This window comes from Hymenobacter arizonensis (assembly GCF_900115775.1).
Taxonomy (GTDB): domain Bacteria; phylum Bacteroidota; class Bacteroidia; order Cytophagales; family Hymenobacteraceae; genus Hymenobacter; species Hymenobacter arizonensis.
In genome coordinates this window covers 14,133-29,676 of record NZ_FOXS01000004.1, presented here as the reverse complement: position 1 = coordinate 29,676, position 15,544 = coordinate 14,133, and the positions used below count along the sequence as shown (strand labels likewise).

Sequence of the window (15,544 nt, the reverse complement as noted above, 5' to 3'; positions counted from 1 at the left end):
GAAATACTAATCAACAGCTGCGCAGACGTGATAAGATGCTTCGCTCCGCTCAGCATGACATATATAACCAATGGCTAAAATAACCTTCGACGGCATTGAGGTAGAGGTTCCGGACGGAACCACTATCCTGAACGCAGCTCGCCAGATTGGCGGGGGCGTGGTGCCGCCCGCCATGTGCTACTATACCCCGCTGAAGGGCACCGGCGGCAAGTGCCGCGCCTGTTTGGTGCGCGTGGCGGCCGGTTCGGCCAAAGACCCGCGCCCCATGCCCAAGTTGGTGGCCTCGTGCATCACCACGGTGCAAGACGGCATGGTGGTCGAAAACACAACTTCGCAGCAAGTGATGGACGTGCGTAAGGGCATCGTGGAAATGCTGCTCATCAACCACCCGCTCGATTGCCCAGTATGCGACCAGGCCGGCGAGTGCGACCTACAAGACTTCGCCTTCGAGCACGGCGTGAGCACCACCCGCTACGAGGAAGAGCGCCGCACTTTCGAGAAAATCGACATCGGCCCGCTCATTCAGCTGCACATGACGCGCTGCATCCTGTGCTACCGCTGCGTGTACACCGCCGACCAGCTCACCCCCGAGCGTGTGCACGGCGTACTGGGCCGCGGCGATGCTTCGGAAATCGGCACCTACATCGAGAACATCATCGACAACGAATTCAGCGGCAACGTCATCGACGTGTGCCCCGTGGGCGCGCTAACTGATAAGACCTTCCGCTTCAAGCAGCGCGTGTGGTTTACGAAACCCGTGAACGCCCACCGCGAGTGCGAAAACGAGAAGTGCTGCGGCAAAGTAACCCTTTGGTATAAAGGCAAGGACGTGCTCCGCGTAACGGCCCGCAAAGACCAGTACGGCGAAGTAAAAGAGTGGATTTGCAACACCTGCCGTTTTGATAAAAAGGAAACTGCTGACTGGGTTCTCGAAGGCCCGGCGCACATTAACCGTGCTTCGGTTATTGCGCAGAACCACTACGAATTGCCAGTGGTGAACCCGCAGGTAATTCTGGACTTGCCAGAAAGCACGACCCGCGAGCTGGAACGTAACCCGCCCCTGCGTTTGGGCGGCATTAATGGCTAATTAAATCGTCTGTCATGCTGACGAAGGAAGCATCTTATCACGGCTGCCTTCGCCAGAAACAATACCTACCCGAGCGGCGCGAACGTGATAAGATGCTTCGCAAGCTCAGCATGACATATACTATATGACTCTTCCCATTCTGGGCTGGCAAGGCCTCGTTGTTCTGGTAGTTTTCGGCGTTTCGCTGCTGATTGCCACCTATTCTACCTACGCTGAGCGCGTCATTGCCGCGTTTCTACAGGACCGGGTGGGCCCGGACCGCGCGGGTCCTTTTGGCCTGTTGCAGCCGCTGGCTGATGCGGTGAAACTCTTCACCAAAGAAGAATTCTTCCCAGCCGGTGCCAACCGGGCGCTGTTCGTTTTCGGGCCCTGCCTGGCAATGGTCACGGCGCTCATGTCGTCGGCGGTTATTCCCTTCGGCAATGTGCTGCAGTTCGGCGAAACGGCTATTCACCTGCAAGGCATTGAAATCAACGTCGGCATGCTCTACGTGTTCGGCATGGTGTCGCTGGGCGTGTACGGCATCATGATTGGTGGCTGGGCGTCGAACAACAAGTTCTCGCTGCTCGGTGCCATTCGCGCTGCCTCGCAAAACATCAGCTACGAAATCGCCATGGGCCTCGCCCTGATTGCCGTGCTGATGATTTCCAACACCTTGTCGCTGCGCGAAATCACCTTTCAGCAGACCTCGGAAGCGCCTTTCGTGTGGAACGACATTTTTAACTGGAACGTGATGAAGCAGCCACTGGGCTTCATCATCTTCATCGTGTGCGCTTTCGCCGAGACCAACCGGACACCCTTCGACTTGCCAGAATGCGAAACCGAGTTGATTGGCGGCTACCACACCGAGTACAGCTCTATGAAAATGGGTCTGTACCTGTTTGCTGAGTACATCAACGTGTTCGTGGCTTCGGCCGTGATGAGCGTGCTGTACTTCGGCGGCTTTAACTTCCCCTTCCAGGCCGAGCTGCGCAACTGGCTGGTGTCGTCGCAAGGCCTGGAGCTGGTAACAGCTCAGAATATCATCACCATTCTTGGTGTGGTGGGCTTGTTTACGAAAATCTTCAGCTTCATTTTCTTCTTCATGTGGGTGCGCTGGACCCTGCCGCGCTTCCGCTACGACCAGTTGATGCGCCTGGGCTGGACCATCCTCATCCCCCTGGCCATCTTCAACATCATGTTGACAGGCGGCCTGATTACCTTCGGCGTAATTAAGTAACCCGCTTGTCATGCTGGCGAAGGAAGCATCTTATCTCCGCTTCCTTCGTCAGAATAAGTTACCTCAGCGGCTTCGCGAACCTGATAAGATGCTTCGCAAGCTCAGCATGACAGAAACCCTATGGAATCCCTAAGCAAACGCGCCAAAGTTCTCGAAAAGAAGCCCATGACCCTGGCCGAGCGGGCCTACCTGCCGGCTATTTTCCAGGGCCTGACCATTACAATGCGTCACTTTTTCCGTGCCGCAACCAAGAAACAAGTCACCGTTCGTTACCCCGACGAGACCCGTCCCTTCTCTCCCGTTTTCCGGGGCCTGCACGTGCTCAAGCGCGATGAAGCCGGCCGGGAGCGTTGCACTGCCTGCGGCCTGTGTGCCGTCGCCTGCCCCGCCGAAGCCATCACTATGGTTGCCGGCGAGCGCAAGAAGGGCGAAGAGAACCTCTACCGCGAGGAGAAGTACGCCATCAGCTACGAAATCAACATGCTGCGCTGCATCTTCTGCGGCTTGTGTGAAGAAGCTTGCCCTAAAGCCGCCGTGTACCTCCAAGCCGACAAAATGGCCCCGCCGCGCTTTGAGCGCGATGAGTTCATCTACGGCAAAGACCGGCTGGTAGAGCCCGTGACGCCAGACAACCGCTCGAAGCGCGGCATCCAGCTCACGCCCGAGCAAGCCGACAAGCTGCGTTCGCAACTGGCATAATCCGTCTGTCATGCTGACGAAGGAAGCATCTTATCAGCGCTGCTTTCGTCAGAATATGTTAATCCTCGCGGCGCAAGCGTGATAAGATGCTTCGCTCCGCTCAGCATGACACCTTTATGTCCCCTCTCTTTCTTTTTCTCTCGTTCGTGGCCCTGCTGAGTGCATTGGGTGTGGTACTGGCCAAGAACCCGGTTCACAGCGTGCTCTTTCTCATCCTCACGTTCTTCACGCTTTCTGGTCACTACTTGCTGCTCAACGCGCAGTTTCTGGCTGCCGTGAACATCATCGTGTACGCCGGCGCCATCATGGTGCTGTTCCTGTTCGTGATTATGTTTCTAAACCTGAACGAGGAAACGGAGCCACACAAGCCAGCCTTGGCTAAGTTCGCAGCTGCCATTGCCGGTGGCTCGCTGCTGTTGATTCTGGTAGCTGCCATGCGCAACGTGAACCCCGCCGGTTACGACCCCGCCAGCTTCGACTCGCAAATTGGTATGGTTGACCGCTTGGGCATGGTGCTGTTTCAGCAGTACGCGCTGCCGTTTGAATTGGCTTCGATTCTGCTGCTGGCTGCGATGGTTGGCTCCGTGATGCTGGGCAAGCGCGAGACGGGCGAACGGAACTTCTAAAAGACTCTTTTTCAACTATAAAAGAAGCCGCGCCCTATTTGGGGACGCGGCTTCTTTTATTTATTCGATTTCTTACAACGATGGCACAGCTAATGAAGGACGCCAGTACCCAGTCGATGTAACCTTAATTGTAATTTTTGATTACTGGCTGGGTGTTCTGCGCTATAACAGGCGCAGCAATTGATGTAGAACGGTAAGTTGGCACTCGCATTTTATATACGGGCGATGCAACCAGCTGCAAACGCATCAGCGAAGTGCTCAGGGCCAAAAAGAGGAAAGCAGTGGCGAAAGCGTAAATTCTAGACACGAGCAGGAAGCGTTAAGGTGGACGACTGGTCAAACTTACTCGGCTGCGCTACTTTCGGGTTTAGTAATTAGTTGAATATATGATAATTCACGTTGAACTTGGTATTTACCCCCACCAATGTGGAAACGTGTCAAAAATTAGGCAGTGCAAACGCAGAGTTGTATAACGAATTTGCGCAGGGCTTTATGCCCACGTACGCATCCCCACTAGTGCTTACAGATATGAGAGCCACCAGTAGGAATGCTGCTGCTTGAACCGCTGATACCAGCGACAAGGCACATACAGCACTACCACGACGGCAACCCACACCACGTAAGCCCGCAGCAGGCTCGGTTCGTAAGTAGGCGGGTAGTCTTTGGCTGCTGCGAATGAGAGGTTGATGGCTTTGCCGAACGACCAGGTGGTCCAGAGCCAGGCACCGCTGCTGATTAGCAGCAAATGCAGCAAGAAATAGAAAAACGGTACCTGCCCGAACGTACGCAACCGGCGGCCAATCCCGTGCGACATGCCTTCGGCGCTACTGAGCAGCACCAGCGCCACTCCCAGCGTAAGACTGAGAAACAGCAGCGATGGCGGGTATTTGCTTACGTTCAGAAAAGAAAGCACGGTGTACACGAAGCCTCGGGGCTGCACGGCCCACGGGGCGATGTCGCCGTACCAGTTGGTGGCGCGCAGCGCGACGAAAAGAAGCAACAAACCAATGCCGGCCCAGCGCAGCCGCTGGTTGCGAATAGGCAGCGGTAGTTTAAACCAGGGCCCCAGTACGTAGCCAGCTAGCAGCACACCCAACCACGGTCCTAAGGAGTAGGCCACCAGCACCGGGGGCAAGCCCGGTAAAGGCAACACAAATGGGGTGTTGTGCAACATGGCCCAGCCCACATTGTCAGCGGTTACGGGCTGGATGGGGGGCAGCAGGTTGTGCCCCATCAAAATAACGGCGGCTAACCCGGCAAGCAGCCAACGAGGCAGCCAGATTAAGCCCGCCAGCAGCATCATGCCTGCTCCGATTACCCAAATCACTTCGAGCAATAACAGGCCATAGCCCCAACCTAGAATAAAGGTGACAACGGCCAGCTCCATTACCACCAACCAAAGGCCCCGCGTGAATAAAAACCCACCTACCGCAGCCCGGCCCGGCTGCTTTTGCTGGTAGAGGTAAATGCTGATGCCCGACAGAAAAACGAACGTAGGTGCGCAGAGGTGCGTAACCCAGCGCGTGAAAAACAGCAGCACCGAAGCTTGCGACACATCCTCGGGCCGCATGAGCGTGGGGTTCCAGAACTCGCGTACGTGGTCGAGCGCCATGATGACCATCACCAGCCCACGCACTACATCAATGGCTTGCACCCTCGTTGTGTTAGCCCGTAAACGCTCAGCCGTCTGGTGGCTGGCGTGGTATTGGGCCGCCTGCTCGTGGGTGCCAGCGTGGTGGGCGGTGCGGTCTAGGCGGAAGGGCATGATGTAAATTGCTTGAGCTTTAATGTAAGGTTCAATATAAAATCATGGCAATTGACGGAATAAAAATTATTGATAGCGGCTTGGCGCATGATGTATACCACACGTTCATGGACCTCTATGACGCAGGAGAATCAATAGAAACCATCAAAGCAACCGTTGAGCAGTTTCGGGTCGACAATGATGACGTTGATGAGGAACTATACATTACTGCTTATGCCCTTGCGCTTTGGGAAGTTGGTCAACTCGGCAATGAAACGCTTTCCCAAGTAGAACATATTATCAAAAAAGGAGCTTTTGTCAATTACTTAACAGAGTCAGAAGGTGCTCCGCAGGAAGGCCGCAAAAGGCAGCAGGTTTTAGATCAATTCTGGGATAAAATCAGACAGCCAAACCTTAGGCTCAGGAAAAGGAGGTCTTATAAAACTCAAACTAAACTCGTCTTTGAAGAGGGCGACGTGCTTTCTTTTCAAATGCCAGATGGCGCGTACAGAGCGACGATTTTGCTTCTCGTTTCACAGCATCGCGGCAGTTGCAGCTATATGTTTGCTATGCCTACTTACACCAGCCCTTTGCGAGCGACAATTGATGATGTTAGGAATAGTGAAATAATGGGGATAATAATTGAGCCCAAAAGCCGGTTGGGATTCAATGTTGTTGGAATCACCCATAAGGATTTGTTGCCTATTGCTGACAAGTTTGAGCACATTGGACATTTTGAAATTAAGCCATCAGCGCAATGTTGCGGTACACAAACTGGGGCAGTGGACTTCGAAAGCTTCGCTTCTACCTTTAGCAACTTCAATAATATTATTGATATCAAAAAGACCGCCAAGACCCATCCCAAACAAGTATTTTCCGTCATCCAACTGCTTCAATAAAAAAGCGGCGACTGAAGTATCAGTCGCCGCTTCTGTTTCTCAGGTCTCTAAATACCTACTTCGCCACGACCGCCGTGGCAATGCTCAATTCCTTCAACTGCGCCCCCGAAATCGGCGAAGGCGAGTCAATCATCACATCGCGGCCCGAGTTATTCTTCGGGAAGGCGATGAAGTCGCGAATCGAATCGGCGCCGCCGAAGAGGCTGCAGAGACGGTCGAAGCCGAAGGCGATGCCGCCGTGGGGCGGGGCGCCGTACTCGAAGGCGTCGAGCAGGAAGCCGAACTGGGCTTTGGCTTCTTCTTCGCTGAAGCCGAGCAAGCCAAACATACGGGCCTGCACGGCGCGGTCGTGAATGCGGATGGAGCCACCGCCTACTTCCACACCGTTAATCACAAGGTCGTAGGCATTGGCTCGCACTTGGCCGATGGTGTCGGGCGAGTCGAGCAAGGCCAAATCTTCGGGCTTGGGCGAGGTGAAGGGGTGGTGCATGGCGAAGTAGCGGTTTTCCTCCTCGCTGTATTCGAGCAAGGGAAAGTCGACTACCCATAGGGGCGAGAAGTCCTCTTTGTTGCGCAGGCCGAGGCGCTGGCCCATTTCCAGGCGCAGCTCGCTCATGGCTTTGCGGGCCTTGTTGGGCTCGCCGGCAATAATGAGCAACAAATCGCCTTCATTGGCATGGAAAGCTGCTTTCCAGCGCTGCAGCTCCTCCTGCGAGTAGAACTTATCAACCGAAGACTTCACCATCCCGCCGGCTTCAACGCGGGCGTAGATGAGGCCCGTGGCTCCGATTTGGGGGCGTTTCACGAAATCGGTGAGTTCATCGAGCTGCTTGCGGGTGAAGTGGGCGCAAGTCGAGGCATTGATGCCCACAACTAAACCGGCATTATCAAAAACGGGGAAGCCCTGGCCTTTTACGATGTCGGTCAGCTCCACGAACTCCATGGCGAAGCGCGTGTCGGGCTTGTCGTTGCCGAAGCGGCGCATGGCGTCGGCGTAGGTCATGCGGGGCACAGTGGGGAAGTCAAGGCCCTTGATTTCTTTGAACAGGTAGCGCGTGAGTCCCTCGAAGGTATTCAGGATGTCTTCCTGGGTTACGAAGGCCATTTCGCAGTCAATCTGCGTGAATTCGGGCTGGCGGTCGGCACGAAGGTCTTCGTCGCGGAAGCACTTCACGATTTGGAAGTAGCGGTCGAAGCCCGACACCATGAGCAGCTGCTTAAACGTCTGGGGCGACTGCGGCAGGGCATAGAATTCGCCGGGGTTCATGCGCGAGGGCACCACGAAGTCGCGGGCACCTTCGGGCGTGGACTTAATGAGCACCGGCGTTTCTACTTCAATGAACTCCTGGCCGTCGAGGTAGCGGCGCACGGCCTGGGCCATTTTGTGGCGCAGCATGAGGTTGTTGCGCACCGGCGTGCGGCGCAAGTCGAGGTAGCGGTATTTCATCCGCAGGTCGTCGCCGCCGTCGGTTTCGTCCTCAATGAGGAAGGGCGGCAGCTTGGCCGGGTTGAGAATCGTCAGCTCCGTAGGCCGGATTTCGATGCTGCCAGTTGGGATTTTGTCGTTTTTGGAATGGCGCTCTACCACTTTGCCGGTCACGCTGAGCACAAATTCACGGCCGAGGTTGCGGGCGGTTTCACGCACGTTTTCAGCCTCCACGCCTTCTTCCAGGGCAATTTGGGTGAGGCCGTACCGGTCGCGCAGGTCAATCCAGAGAATGGCGCCTTTGTCGCGGGTGCGTTGCACCCAGCCGCAAAGCGTAACGGTTTGACCAATATGTTCGGGGCGGAGTTCGCCGCAGGTATGGGTACGGAGCATCTTTTCAGTTAACAGTTAGCAATTAACAGTTAGCAATTATCGCCTTTCATCTTACAGGTATCGCCCGTGCGTTGCTGGTCGGTCGCTGGTAAATGTTAATTGCTAACTGCTAACTGAATTTACTGCGAAGGTAGCCACTGGCAGTGCGGGGCAAAACCCAAACTTTGGTACGGGATATGCAAAGGCCGACAGCAAGTGCGTTCCTTTGTCTTCTCATTCCTTCAATTGTTCATGAAACTCCTCCCCTCTTTCGCACTCGCAGCAGCGCTGCTGTTTGCCGGTGCCGCCCAGGCGCAAACCAAAGTCAAAACCAAAAGCAAGTCGGACGAGTCGGGCACGGTCGTCAAATCCAAGAGTTCGGGGGATGTTACGCTCGACGGTCCCATCAAGCGTATCGAAACGCTCTCAGGCATCGATGTTTTCCCTAAGCCGAACTCCACCAGCATTCTGCTGAGCTTCACCCAGCAGTTCACCAAGCCCGGCACGCTGGTGATGACCGATTACAAAAACAAGGTGGTGTACCAAACCGACCTCGACCCGGTTAGCAACACGGGCGCTCCGGTAGACTTGGGTAAGATTCCGGCCGGCACCTATTTGGTAGAAGCCAAAACCGGCAACTACGTGTATTGGAAGAAAGTACGCATTAAATACCCGGCGGTAAAGCGCCGTTAAGCTGGAGAACCCTTCGCAGTGCCACGACCACCAAAGTCGTGGCACTACTTTTATCCCCGCATCGTTTTTGCCTGCCATGAAGACTCTCTCGTTTCTGTTGCTGTTTATCGGCATCACCGCCTTCGCTCCCCCCCCCGAGGTGAAGCTCACCACTACCAAGCTGGCCTCGGGCCTGAGCGTGGGCGTGCCGGCAACTTTCACTCCGCTGCCCGACGATGGCATTGCCGTAAAGTACCCCTCGCCCCGCAAACCGCTGGCGGTGTTCACCAACCCCAGCGGCCGGGTCGATTTCAGCGTGGCCGTGCGCCCCACTACCTTCGAAAGCATGGATTATGCCGTGCTGCTGAAGATTTACAAGGCCAGCATTCAGCGCCTGTATTCCAAAGTGGAGTTCCTGAAAGAGGATATTCGGACCGTGAAAGGGCGCGATTTTATCTATTTTGAATTCGTATCGACCGTGTCGGACGGAGGGCGCACAAGCCAATTGGCTCCTATAAAAAAGTACCAGACCGTGCAGTACGCCATCCAGGGCCAGCAGATGTACGTTTTCACCTTTGTGGCTCCGGCCAACGAGCAGGCTCAGTGGCAGCCCACGGCTCAGGCCGTGATGAATGCCATTGCGCTGAAGTAAAAGCCCTCCATTACGGGGCCTCCCGATACAGCGATGCCCCCGGGGCTCACACGCTTAGTTCATGACCGACGACTACTTCATGCTCCAGGCCTTGGCCGAGGCCGAGAAAGCCCTGGCCGCCAATGAAATCCCCATTGGGGCCGTCGTTGTGTTCGAGAAGCAGATTATCGGCCGGGGCTACAACCAGACCGAGCAGCTGCGCGACGTAACGGCCCACGCCGAAATGCTGGCCCTCACGGCCGCCGCCAACTACCTCGGCAATAAATACCTGGCCGATTGCACGCTCTACGTCACCATTGAGCCCTGCGTGATGTGCGCCGGTGCTAGTTACTGGGCGCAGCTTAAGGCCGTGGTATTCGGGGCCGATGAGCCCAAAGTAGGCTTTCGGCGACACGGGCAATTGCTGCACCCGCGCACGAAGCTGCGGGGCGGCGTACAGGCCGCGGCGTGCGCCACGCTCATGCAGGAGTTTTTTAGTTTGAAGCGGAAATAAATCTACTTTTGAACTTGAGGGGACCAGGGCCGTAACTAGGTACCTAGTTGGGCTGTTTTAGTCCCTGATGTTTTTTACACCCTTCTGACCAACCCAAACCCTTGTCAATTATGGCTTTTGAACTCCCCAAACTCCCGTACGCTTACGATGCCCTGGAACCCACGTTTGATGCCCAGACGATGGAAATCCATCACAGCAAGCACCACCAGGCGTACGTTACCAACCTGAACGCCGCCATTACGGGCACCGAGATGGAAAACCAGTCCATTGAGGAAATCATGCACAACATTGCTAAGGCGCCCGCTCCGGTGCGCAATAACGGCGGTGGCCATTTCAACCACTCCCTGTTCTGGACCATCCTGTCGCCCAACGGCGGCGGCCAGCCCAGCGGCGCCATCGGCGAAGCCATCACCTCGGCTTTCGGCAGCTACGATAAATTCAAAGAAGAATTCACCAAGGCAGCCACCACGCGCTTCGGCTCGGGCTGGGCGTGGCTGTGCAAGCAGGCCGATGGCTCGGTACAAATCTGCTCGACGCCCAACCAGGACAACCCCCTCATGCCCGATTCGGGCTGCAAGGGCCTGCCGGTGCTCGGCCTCGACGTGTGGGAGCACGCCTACTACCTCAAGTACCAGAACCGCCGCCCCGACTACATCGCGGCCTTCTACAACCTCATCAATTGGGACGAGGTGAACAAGCGTTTCGCTGAAGCCACGCCCATGTAAGCACTGAGTCACCGCTTTTATTAGCATTGATTCAAGCTTAAAAAAGCCCGTTCCACGCTGTGGGACGGGCTTTTTGCGTTTGTAGACACAATTTATTTCTGCTTAACACAAGCATAAAACCAGCCGCGAAAACAATTCGTGTACGTACCTGCTTTATAGCCGCGTTTCATCCAATGTTAGTCGCATCTCACGCACCGCGGCCCTTAAATTAGCCATGTCGAATAAAGCATTTGAACCTGCCAAACTCGGTTCTCTAACCCTGACCAACCACATTGTGATGGCCCCCATGACGCGCAGCCGCGCCCTGGGCAACGTCCCCAACGAGCTGATGGCCGAGTACTACCGCCAGCGCGCCACGGCCGGCCTCATCATCACGGAAGGCACCTCGCCGGCTGCCAACGGCCTCGGCTACGCCCGCATCCCCGGCCTGTATAACCAGGAGCAGGTCACGAACTGGCAGCGCGTAACCGAGACGGTGCACCACCACGGCGGACACATTTTCGTGCAGCTCATGCACGCCGGCCGCATTTTCCATGGCCACAACCTGCCCGAAGGCTCCGAGGGCGTGGCACCCTCGGCCATTGCCGCCGCTGGCGACATGTGGACCGACCAGGAGCAGATGCAGCCCAACGGTACCCCACGCGCGTTGCGCACTGAGGAGCTCGCCCACGTCCGCGACGAGTTTGTGCACAGCGCCAAACTGGCCATCGAAGCCGGCTTCGACGGCGTGGAGCTGCACGGTGCCAACGGCTACCTGCTCGAGCAGTTCCTCAACCCCAACAGCAACCAGCGCACCGACGAGTACGGCGGCAGCGTGCAAAACCGCGCCCGCTTCGTGCTCGAAGTGACCCGCGCGGTGGTCGAGGCCATCGGGGCCGAGCGCACTGGCATTCGCCTCTCGCCCTGGGGCATGGCCAGCGACATGGCCCACTACCCCGAAATCGACGAAACCTACACCTACCTGGCCGAGGAGCTGCAGAAAATTGGCGTCGTTTACCTGCACCTGGTCGACCACGAGAGCATGGGTGCCCCCGCCGTGCCCGCCCAAACGGTGGATACCATCCGCCAGAAGTTCACCAACACGCTCATCCTGAGCGGCGGCTACGCCACCGCCGAGGCCGTGAACGAGGCGCTGGAAAGCGGCCGCGCCGACCTCGTGGCCATCGGCCGCCCCTTCATCTCGAACCCCGACCTCGTGGAACGCCTCAAGACCGGCGCCCCGCTAGCCGAGGCCGACCAAGCTACCTTCTACGCTCCCGGCCCCAACGGTTTTGCCGATGGCTACACCGATTACCCCACGGCCGATGGCCAGCCCGCCGGCACGTTTTCGCCTAGCTATCAGGCGTAAGCAATATTCCTGACAGCCATTACTCAAAAGCCCTGGCCATTATTGGTCGGGGCTTTTTGTTTGCCCAGAAAGTTTCTTCATGTAGAAATGCAGGCTAATGTTTCGTTAGAATTTAGCGTTTCTGAGGCAATGTATTGACCGCGTCATTGTTAACTCGCCGGCAGCGCAGCCATCGGGCTAGCGGGGCTTCCTTGCCACTTCTGGCAGGAAGGCGTGTATCTTTATCGGCTAATTCCCACCTTCCTCATATCCCGACTTCGCATGAATACTAAGTTGCGCCTCATCATACTGAGTTTCTTACAATTCTTTATTTGGGGTTCGTGGTTGATAACGATTGGAGCGTATTGGTTTCAGACGAAGCAGTGGTCGGGCGCGCAGTTTGGCGCCATCTTTTCGACCATGGGCATTGCGTCCATCTTCATGCCCTCGCTCATGGGCATTGTGGCCGATAAGTACATTAACGCGGAGAAGCTCTACGGCATCCTGCACATATTGGGCGGGCTGACGCTACTCTCCATTCCGCTGGTCGACAACCCCACCACGTTCTTCTGGGTGATACTGCTGAACATGATTTTCTACATGCCCACGCTGTCGCTCTCCATCGCCGTGTCGTTTTCGGTGCTGAAAACTGAGGGCCTCGATGTGGTGAAGGACTACCCTCCCATTCGCGTGTGGGGCACTATTGGCTTCATTGTGGCCATGTGGACGGTGAGCCTGCTGGGCTTTGAAAAATCGGCCAGCCAGTTCTACGTGGCGGCCGCCGCCGCTTTCGTTCTGGGCCTCTACTCCTTCACCTTGCCCAAGTGCCCGCCTCAGTCCACCGCTACCTCCAACCAGAGCCTGGTGGAAATCCTGGGTCTCAAGTCGTTTGCGATTCTGCGCGACCGCAAGATGCTCACCTTCTTCATGTTTGCGCTGCTACTGGGCGCCGCGCTGCAGCTCACCAACGCCTACGGCGATACTTTCCTGCACGATTTCGACAAAACCCCGGCCTACCGCGACACCCTAACGGTGCGCTACCCTGCCATTATCATGTCCATTTCGCAGATTTCGGAAACGCTGTTCATTCTGGCCATTCCGTTCTTCTTGCGGCGCTTTGGCATCAAGCAGGTAATGCTCTTCAGCATGATTGCCTGGGTGCTGCGCTTTGGCCTGTTTGCCTACGGCAACCCCGCCGACGGCCTGTGGATGATTATCCTCTCCTGCATCGTCTACGGCATGGCGTTCGACTTTTTCAACATCTCCGGTTCCCTGTTCGTCGAAACTCAAACCCAGCCCAGCATCCGCGCCAGCGCGCAGGGCTTGTTTATGATGATGACCAACGGCTTCGGGGCCGTGCTGGGTAGCTCCTTGAGTGGCATCATCATTCAGGAATACTTCACCGATGCCAGCGGCACTAAGGACTGGCAGGGCATCTGGCTCACGTTTGCCGGCTACGCGCTGGTCATTGCCGTGCTGTTTGTCATCCTCTTCAAGCACAAGCACAGCAGCGAACCCGCCGCCGAAGTGGAGCCCGAAGGCCTGCTTTCGATGGAGCAAGCTTAGCCTACAGGCGTGACCCGAAGTTGGGCAAATCTCTTACTTCAACAAAAAAAAGCCTCGCTCTTAGCGGGGCTTTTTTGGTTGGTTCCCATTTAGCGCAGCGCCTCATTCCCACTGCCGGGCATACCCGGCAAGGATGCGCTTTGCACTCACAACCCATACAGGAGGAGTTGTTTTCCGTGCTGTAAAGTGTATTTTTGAAAATGACAGTGAACGGCATGAAGACATCCTTGCCAGCAGTGGCCACTCCCGACTTATCCCAAACCTTCGAAAGAGACGGGTATTTTCAGCCGGTTTCCTGGTTTTACTCCGCGTTTGGCGTGTTGCCGCGCCGCGAGATTTACCAGCTGGCCAACGCCGCGTCCCGGCAGACCATTCTCACCGCCTTATCGGAAACCTACGACCTGGAGCAGGCTACGGTGGCCCACGCCGTGTACCTGGAAAAAAAGGGCAAAGCTCCTGACATCAGTCACTACGCGCTGCAACTGGCGCCGCATCTGCTGCTGTGGTTCTATGAGCGCGGCACCTATGGCGACCGGGCGGGCCAGCTGTTCTTCTCCCCCCAAACCGACCCGGCCCAACTAGCGCAGGTGCAAGCCCTGCTAGCCGCCGAGCTCGACGCCGGGCAGCTCGAGCACGAGCGCATTCAAGTGTTGCGCCTCTCCTTTGGCGAGCTGGAGTTTTCGCCGCTGCCCATCAAAATTCCTGCGCTGGACCTAGCCACCCACTACAACGACGACCTACTGCCCGCCCACGAGGCCATTCTGAAGCGCCTGCAGCAGCCCGATGAGAAGGGCATCATCATCCTGCATGGCCCGCCCGGCACCGGCAAAACCAGCTACATCCGCCACCTCTGCGGCCTCACCAACAAGCCCAAGCTGTTTATTCCGCCCAACCTGGCCTCCCGCATTGCCGACCCGGAATTCATCAACCTGCTGCACGACAACACCAACTCCATCCTGCTCATTGAGGATGCCGAGGAGCTGCTGGCCAAGCGCGACGGCCACGGCGGCAACGCCGTCAGCAACCTGCTGAACCTGTCCGATGGCCTGCTCTCCGACGGTTTCCACATCCAAATCATTTGCACCTTCAACGCCGAGCTGGCCCGCATCGACAAAGCCCTGCTCCGCAAAGGCCGCCTGATTGCCTCCTACCGCTTCGAAGCCCTCGACAAAGAGAAAGCCCAAGCGCTGGCCACTTCCCTCGGCCAAACCGAGCCCGTCACGGAAGCCACCTCCCTGGCCGACCTTTACAACCGCGACAAAACCGACTTCATCACCGAAACCAAGACGGCGGGACGCATCGGTTTCAGCCGGTAAACTAAGCTCGACAATACATAATTAGTATAAAAAAAGTCAGCATTTGGCACAAAGAAAAAGCCCGCTCTGCGCACTGCAGAGCGGGCTTTTAGCTGATTATCAGCGGTCGAGAATTACTTCGAGCCGAAGAAGAAGTCAGCTTCGATTTGGGCGTTTTCGTCGGAGTCGGAGCCGTGCACGGCGTTGGCTTCGATGCTCTTGGCGTACTTCTTCCGGATGGTGCCTTCGGCGGCCTGGGCGGGGTTGGTAGCGCCGATGAGGGTGCGGAAATCGGCCACGGCGTTGTCTTTCTCAAGCACGGCTGCCACGATGGGACCGCTCGACATATACTTCACCAGGTCGTTGTAGAACGGACGCTCGGCGTGCACGGCGTAGAACTGGCCGGCGCGCTCGGCGGTGAGATTAATTTTTTGGAGCTCCACAATGCGGAACCCGCCTTCTTCCATCATGTGCAGGATGCCACCGATGTGGTTTTCCTGGACGGCGTCGGGCTTAATCATCGTGAATGTGCGGTTGGTGGCCATTTCTTGGGCTGGAGGGGTTGGTTGAAAACTAAATTGTAGGGCAAAAGTAGCCACAAAGCCCAACGCTTTCCTTAGCCGAGTGCAAGTGAGCTTTGGACTAGTCCAGCCGAACCTTCCGAGGGGGGGGCGTTGTTAAGAACGGATTTCTTCCGACTTTTGCCGCCCCCTTTATTCGTAAGCCACCGGCCCTTAGTTTC

At 56.5% G+C, this 15,544-nt stretch carries 16 protein-coding genes; 12 read left to right on the top strand and 4 right to left on the bottom strand.

The window, feature by feature from the left end; all coding sequences use genetic code 11:
* Window positions 1-70: 70 nt before the first annotated feature.
* From BMZ66_RS14575 to BMZ66_RS14560, 4 genes are all read left to right on the top strand, one after another.
* Entirely contained in the window at window positions 71-1,087 is a 1,017-nt protein-coding gene (locus tag BMZ66_RS14575; RefSeq protein WP_092674982.1) for an NADH-quinone oxidoreductase subunit G, read from the top strand.
* Between the two features lie 124 nt (window positions 1,088-1,211).
* The gene (gene nuoH / locus BMZ66_RS14570) at window positions 1,212-2,306 is read left to right on the top strand and encodes an NADH-quinone oxidoreductase subunit NuoH (protein WP_092674980.1); all 1,095 of its coding nucleotides are present in this window, start codon (window positions 1,212-1,214) and stop codon (window positions 2,304-2,306) included.
* Window positions 2,307-2,426: 120 nt separating this feature from the next.
* Window positions 2,427-3,005 carry a NuoI/complex I 23 kDa subunit family protein gene (locus tag BMZ66_RS14565; RefSeq protein ID WP_092674976.1) on the top strand — a complete coding sequence of 193 codons (579 nt, stop codon included), beginning with the start codon at window positions 2,427-2,429 and terminating at the stop codon, window positions 3,003-3,005.
* A gap of 116 nt (window positions 3,006-3,121) precedes the next feature.
* Window positions 3,122-3,631 carry an NADH-quinone oxidoreductase subunit J family protein gene (locus BMZ66_RS14560; protein WP_092674973.1) on the top strand — a complete coding sequence of 170 codons (510 nt, stop codon included), beginning with the start codon at window positions 3,122-3,124 and terminating at the stop codon, window positions 3,629-3,631.
* A gap of 124 nt (window positions 3,632-3,755) precedes the next feature.
* On the opposite strand, the gene BMZ66_RS25155 is transcribed toward BMZ66_RS14560, so the two are convergent.
* Together BMZ66_RS25155 and BMZ66_RS14555 are read right to left on the bottom strand one after the other, a co-directional pair.
* On the bottom strand, window positions 3,756-3,938 hold the full coding sequence (locus BMZ66_RS25155) for a hypothetical protein (protein WP_143080223.1): 183 nt from the start codon (window positions 3,936-3,938) through the stop codon (window positions 3,756-3,758).
* A gap of 213 nt (window positions 3,939-4,151) precedes the next feature.
* On the bottom strand, window positions 4,152-5,396 hold the full coding sequence (locus BMZ66_RS14555; protein ID WP_092674969.1) for an acetyltransferase domain-containing protein: 1,245 nt from the start codon (window positions 5,394-5,396) through the stop codon (window positions 4,152-4,154).
* A gap of 44 nt (window positions 5,397-5,440) precedes the next feature.
* Here BMZ66_RS14555 and BMZ66_RS14550 point away from each other — a divergent pair, with 44 nt between their 5' ends.
* Entirely contained in the window at window positions 5,441-6,274 is an 834-nt protein-coding gene (locus BMZ66_RS14550; RefSeq protein ID WP_092674965.1) for a hypothetical protein, read from the top strand.
* A 55-nt stretch (window positions 6,275-6,329) separates the two neighbouring features.
* Here BMZ66_RS14550 and aspS read toward each other — a convergent pair whose 3' ends face one another.
* Complete coding sequence (gene aspS, locus BMZ66_RS14545) at window positions 6,330-8,093, bottom strand: aspartate--tRNA ligase (protein ID WP_092674962.1); 1,764 nt, start codon at window positions 8,091-8,093, stop codon at window positions 6,330-6,332.
* Between the two features lie 231 nt (window positions 8,094-8,324).
* Between aspS and BMZ66_RS14540 the strand changes: the two genes are divergently transcribed.
* From BMZ66_RS14540 to BMZ66_RS14510, 7 genes are all read left to right on the top strand, one after another.
* Window positions 8,325-8,765: a T9SS type A sorting domain-containing protein gene (locus tag BMZ66_RS14540; protein WP_092674959.1), complete on the top strand. Its 441-nt coding sequence runs from the start codon at window positions 8,325-8,327 to the stop codon at window positions 8,763-8,765.
* A gap of 76 nt (window positions 8,766-8,841) precedes the next feature.
* The gene (locus BMZ66_RS14535; protein ID WP_092674956.1) at window positions 8,842-9,396 is read left to right on the top strand and encodes a hypothetical protein; all 555 of its coding nucleotides are present in this window, start codon (window positions 8,842-8,844) and stop codon (window positions 9,394-9,396) included.
* A 61-nt stretch (window positions 9,397-9,457) separates the two neighbouring features.
* Window positions 9,458-9,889: a nucleoside deaminase gene (locus tag BMZ66_RS14530; protein ID WP_234795106.1), complete on the top strand. Its 432-nt coding sequence runs from the start codon at window positions 9,458-9,460 to the stop codon at window positions 9,887-9,889.
* A gap of 110 nt (window positions 9,890-9,999) precedes the next feature.
* The gene (locus BMZ66_RS14525; protein ID WP_092674953.1) at window positions 10,000-10,614 is read left to right on the top strand and encodes a superoxide dismutase; all 615 of its coding nucleotides are present in this window, start codon (window positions 10,000-10,002) and stop codon (window positions 10,612-10,614) included.
* Window positions 10,615-10,828: 214 nt separating this feature from the next.
* A complete protein-coding gene (locus BMZ66_RS14520) occupies window positions 10,829-11,962 on the top strand; it encodes an alkene reductase (protein ID WP_092674950.1) in 1,134 nt (377 codons plus the stop codon).
* Between the two features lie 261 nt (window positions 11,963-12,223).
* Entirely contained in the window at window positions 12,224-13,507 is a 1,284-nt protein-coding gene (locus tag BMZ66_RS14515; protein WP_092674947.1) for a nucleoside permease, read from the top strand.
* A gap of 215 nt (window positions 13,508-13,722) precedes the next feature.
* The gene (locus BMZ66_RS14510; RefSeq protein WP_177204736.1) at window positions 13,723-14,823 is read left to right on the top strand and encodes an ATP-binding protein; all 1,101 of its coding nucleotides are present in this window, start codon (window positions 13,723-13,725) and stop codon (window positions 14,821-14,823) included.
* A gap of 113 nt (window positions 14,824-14,936) precedes the next feature.
* On the opposite strand, the gene BMZ66_RS14505 is transcribed toward BMZ66_RS14510, so the two are convergent.
* Window positions 14,937-15,347: a nucleoside-diphosphate kinase gene (locus BMZ66_RS14505; protein ID WP_092674941.1), complete on the bottom strand. Its 411-nt coding sequence runs from the start codon at window positions 15,345-15,347 to the stop codon at window positions 14,937-14,939.
* Window positions 15,348-15,544: the final 197 nt, after the last annotated feature.

Excerpts from the sequence above, each read along its gene's own strand:
- BMZ66_RS14520 (WP_092674950.1), top strand. The coding sequence starts at position 10,829 with ATGTCGAATAAAGCATTTGAACCTGCCAAACTCGGTTCTCTAACCCTG.
- BMZ66_RS14540 (WP_092674959.1), top strand. The coding sequence starts at position 8,325 with ATGAAACTCCTCCCCTCTTTCGCACTCGCAGCAGCGCTGCTGTTTGCC.
- BMZ66_RS14565 (WP_092674976.1), top strand. The coding sequence starts at position 2,427 with ATGGAATCCCTAAGCAAACGCGCCAAAGTTCTCGAAAAGAAGCCCATG.
- BMZ66_RS14525 (WP_092674953.1), top strand. The coding sequence starts at position 10,000 with ATGGCTTTTGAACTCCCCAAACTCCCGTACGCTTACGATGCCCTGGAA.
- aspS (WP_092674962.1), bottom strand. The coding sequence starts at position 8,093 with ATGCTCCGTACCCATACCTGCGGCGAACTCCGCCCCGAACATATTGGT.
- BMZ66_RS14560 (WP_092674973.1), top strand. The coding sequence starts at position 3,122 with ATGTCCCCTCTCTTTCTTTTTCTCTCGTTCGTGGCCCTGCTGAGTGCA.
- BMZ66_RS14530 (WP_234795106.1), top strand. The coding sequence starts at position 9,458 with ATGACCGACGACTACTTCATGCTCCAGGCCTTGGCCGAGGCCGAGAAA.
- BMZ66_RS14575 (WP_092674982.1), top strand. The coding sequence starts at position 71 with ATGGCTAAAATAACCTTCGACGGCATTGAGGTAGAGGTTCCGGACGGA.
- BMZ66_RS14550 (WP_092674965.1), top strand. The coding sequence starts at position 5,441 with ATGGCAATTGACGGAATAAAAATTATTGATAGCGGCTTGGCGCATGAT.
- BMZ66_RS14555 (WP_092674969.1), bottom strand. The coding sequence starts at position 5,396 with ATGCCCTTCCGCCTAGACCGCACCGCCCACCACGCTGGCACCCACGAG.
- BMZ66_RS14535 (WP_092674956.1), top strand. The coding sequence starts at position 8,842 with ATGAAGACTCTCTCGTTTCTGTTGCTGTTTATCGGCATCACCGCCTTC.
- BMZ66_RS14515 (WP_092674947.1), top strand. The coding sequence starts at position 12,224 with ATGAATACTAAGTTGCGCCTCATCATACTGAGTTTCTTACAATTCTTT.
- BMZ66_RS14510 (WP_177204736.1), top strand. The coding sequence starts at position 13,723 with ATGAAGACATCCTTGCCAGCAGTGGCCACTCCCGACTTATCCCAAACC.
- nuoH (WP_092674980.1), top strand. The coding sequence starts at position 1,212 with ATGACTCTTCCCATTCTGGGCTGGCAAGGCCTCGTTGTTCTGGTAGTT.
- BMZ66_RS14505 (WP_092674941.1), bottom strand. The coding sequence starts at position 15,347 with ATGGCCACCAACCGCACATTCACGATGATTAAGCCCGACGCCGTCCAG.